We start from the raw sequence: 2,634 nt of genomic DNA on the forward strand, positions 1-2,634 counted from the left end.
AGAGAGACGGGCGCCAGAGAGAGACGGGCGCCAGAGAGAGACGGGCGCCAGAGAGAGACGGGCGCCAGAGAGAGACGGGCGCCAGAGAGAGACGGTTGCGAGAACGGCGGACACCAGCCCTGCCCACCATCGCGTTCCCGCAACCGACTCCGTTTCCTCTTCCGCGAGGGTTCAGAATCGGTTCCCGCTCGACCGGGCTGAGCTTTTCCGGGAACGGGAATGATTAGCTGTGATCATGAGCGAGATCGAAGAGGTCGACGTGATCGTCCTCGGCATGGGCGTGGGTGGTGAGGAGGTCGCCGGCCGCCTGGCCGCGGCCGGCCTGAACGTCATCGGCATCGACAACACGCTGGTCGGCGGCGAGTGCCCGTACTGGGGCTGCATCCCGACCAAGATCATGGTCCGGGCGGCCGGTGCGCTCGAGGAGGCGCGGCGGATTCCGGGCCTGGCCGGGGCGTCGACCGTCACGCCCGACTGGTCGCCGGTCGCCCGGCGCATCCGCGACGAGGCCACCGACAACTGGAACGACAAGGTCGCGGTCGACCGGTTCGAGGCCAAGGGCGGAAGGTTCGTGCGGGGCACCGGCGAGATCGTCGGCGCCGGCTCGGTGCGGGTCGGCCAGCAGACGTACGCGGCGACGCGCGCCCTGGTCATCGCCACCGGCACCCGGGCCGTGGTGCCTTCCGTCGAAGGTCTCGCCGGCACGCCGTACTGGACGAACCGTGAGGCGGTCGAAGCCGCCGCCCTCCCGAAGTCCCTCCTGGTGCTCGGCGGGGGAGCGATCGGCTGCGAGTTCGCCCAGGTCTTCGCCCGTTTCGGCGTGTCCGTGACGATCATCGAGGGCAGTGGACGGGTGCTCGCGATGGAGGAGCCGGAGTCGTCCGAGGTCGCCGCGCGAGCGCTGCGGGCCGACGGCGTACGGATTCTGGGCGGCGTCCGAGCCGCCCAGGTCTCCCACGACGGGGCCGAATTCAGCGTGCGCCTTTCCGACGGATCGCAGGTGACCGGGGAGAAGCTCCTGGTCGCGACCGGCCGGGCGGCCAAGCTCGAGGGCGCGGAACAGTTGGGACTGGACCCGGCCGCGCGCTTCATCAAGACCGACGAACGAATGCGCGTGGCCGACAAAGTCTGGGCGGTCGGCGACGTCACCGGCAACGGGGTCTTCACGCACATGGCGTTCTATGAGGCCGACATCGCGGTCCGCGACATCCTCGGCCAGGGCGGACCCGGCGCCGACTATCGGGCCAAGCCGCGGGTCACGTTCATCGACCCGGAGATCGGCGCGGTCGGCATGACCGAGAAGCAGGCGCGCGACGCGGGCATCGACGTGCGGGTCAGCCACCTTCCGCTGAGCTCGACGACCCGCGGCTGGATCCACGGCCCGGGTGGCGACGGCTTCATCAAGTTGATCGCCGACACGCAACGCGGGGTGCTGGTCGGCGCTACCACCGCCGGCCCGGCCGGCGGCGAGATGATCGGCGCGATGTCGGTCGCCGTGCACGCCGCCGTCCCGATCGAGACGTTGCGCAGCACGATCTGGGCCTACCCGACGTTCCACCGGGGCTTCGGCCAGGCACTCAGCGAGCTCTAGACAGGCATCGCGGCGACTACGACCGTCCCGGACGGCCCGGATTGGATCCGCACGTCGGCCAGCCGGCGCGCGATCCACAGTCCTCGGCCGCCCGGGCGCCGCGCCTCTGGTTCCTGTACGAGAGCCGGCATCCCGGGACCGGAGTCGCTCACTCGGCAGACGATTCGCCCGCTTTCGCGCCACACCCGCAGACGCCCGAATCCGCCACCGTGCCGGACCACATTGGTGGCCAGCTCGTGCGCCACGAGCACGACGTCATCGCGTACCCGGGCCGCGCCGAGCCGGTTCATCCAGGCCGCGACCTTCGTGCGCAGCCCTTCGAGACCGGCCAGCGAGATCGTCATCTCGAGAACCCGCCGGCCTTCCGGGCCTCCGGCCGCCTTCGGCGGACCGCTCGGCCTCCGCGGTGGTTCCGCCAGGTGACTCCGCTTGCGCCTCTTCCCGTACGGGGTTTTCGTGCGCCGTGGGAAATCGGCCTGCTCGTGGCCAGGCATCCGGCTCTCGCTCCCAGCCATGATTGCCGCTCCCCTCGGTCGTCCTGAACTCTGTGTACCCGGGTGGGTGAGCCGTCATGCCCGATCGAGCCCGATTTGGTTCGCGGCTGCGGAGAGTAGTCGTAGATGGCCGGCAGGTAACGGCCGATCTTTAGCGTTTTCCTGCGCTGACCTGCGGAGACGCGTGACACTGGTACCCGATTTGGAGCCCGGGGAACGAGCCTGTAATGTTTTCCGAGCCAGCAGGGAAACGGGCGAGCGAGCGGAGAGATCCGCAGCGGCCGTCCTGCCAAATCCTTCGAACTTCGGAACGCAGCACTGCTGCGCGCCTGGCTCGGGGGATGACTGGGGCAGAGTGGTACTAACCGGGAGATACCGGTTGACAGAGCCACAAAGACCTAGTAAAGTTGAACGAGTGCCCCGGGGGCCGGATCGCCGAGAAGGCGACCAGATCTTCGGTGTGTGGTTGTTCTTTGAGAACTCAACAGGGTGCTTGATAAAGCCAGTGCCAATTAGTTTTATCCCTGGCCGGTTTGATCCGGCTTGGAT

Annotated in this window: 2 protein-coding genes; one reads left to right on the forward strand and one right to left on the reverse strand. The window is 68.5% G+C overall.

Translation table 11 applies throughout. The annotated features are described in order from the left end of the window. Positions 1-235: 235 nt before the first annotated feature. The gene (locus AB0M88_RS01975; protein WP_364093928.1) at positions 236-1,591 is read left to right on the forward strand and encodes an NAD(P)/FAD-dependent oxidoreductase; all 1,356 of its coding nucleotides are present in this window, start codon (positions 236-238) and stop codon (positions 1,589-1,591) included. On the opposite strand, the gene AB0M88_RS01980 is transcribed toward AB0M88_RS01975, so the two are convergent. Beyond that, entirely contained in the window at positions 1,588-1,935 is a 348-nt protein-coding gene (locus AB0M88_RS01980) for an ATP-binding protein (RefSeq protein WP_364093931.1), read from the reverse strand. The two genes, AB0M88_RS01975 and AB0M88_RS01980, sit on opposite strands and share 4 nt — an antisense overlap. Between the last annotated feature and the right edge of the window lie 699 nt (positions 1,936-2,634).

Origin of the sequence: Actinoplanes sp. NPDC051411 (assembly GCF_040682075.1) — a bacterium.
Lineage (GTDB): Bacteria > Actinomycetota > Actinomycetes > Mycobacteriales > Micromonosporaceae > Actinoplanes.